Annotated in this window: 1 protein-coding gene and 1 pseudogene; both read left to right on the top strand. The window is 64.1% G+C overall.

Going from position 1 to position 602, the window contains the following annotated elements; all coding sequences use genetic code 11:
- Positions 1-507 (top strand): annotated as a pseudogene (locus tag A9X03_RS00005) (mammalian cell entry protein); the annotation flags it as partial.
- The coding region (locus A9X03_RS29985) for a hypothetical protein (RefSeq protein ID WP_231975229.1) at positions 504-602 on the top strand (99 nt) is incomplete at its 3' end. The pseudogene A9X03_RS00005 and the gene A9X03_RS29985, both read left to right, overlap by 4 nt.

Raw genomic sequence — 602 nt, 5'->3', positions numbered from 1 at the left:
CAACACGTTCAACGCCTGCTCGAACTGGGACTTGTTCAGGTTGTTGGCGTTCTGGCCCAGATCCTCCAGCGCGCCGACCAAGTCAACAAGCTGGTCGACGACGGCAACGAGTTGTTCGCAGCGCTCGACGAGCGGCGGGCCGCCATCGGGCAGCTCATTTCGGGGATCCAGGGCCTGTCGGCGCAGATCTCCGGGTTCGTCGCCGACAACCGCAAGGAGTTCGGCCCGGCCCTGAGCAAGCTCAACGATGTGCTGAGCAACCTCAACGAGCGCCGCGACTACATCACCGAGGCCCTCAAACGGCTACCCACCTACGCCACCGAGCTCGGCGAGGTCGTCGGGTCCGGACCCGGATTCAACGTCAACGTCTACGGTGTGATCCCCGCGCCGTTGATCGCGACAATGTTCGACTTCTTCTACCAACCGGGCAAGATGCCGGCCAGCCTCGCGGACTACCTGCGCGGACTCATCCAAGAGCGCTGGATCATCAGGCCGAAGTCGCCATGATCAAGCGCCTCGCCGGCAGCCGGGGGCTGCGCTACACCACCGCGATCGCGCTTATCGCGGTGCTGGTGGGTGGCGTGTATGTACTGTCGTCGACC

It is taken from the genome of Mycobacterium sp. E1715 (assembly GCF_001667625.1).
Lineage (GTDB): Bacteria > Actinomycetota > Actinomycetes > Mycobacteriales > Mycobacteriaceae > Mycobacterium.
Note: the sequence above shows the minus strand (reverse complement) of the source record. Positions and strands in the feature narration are given on the sequence as shown.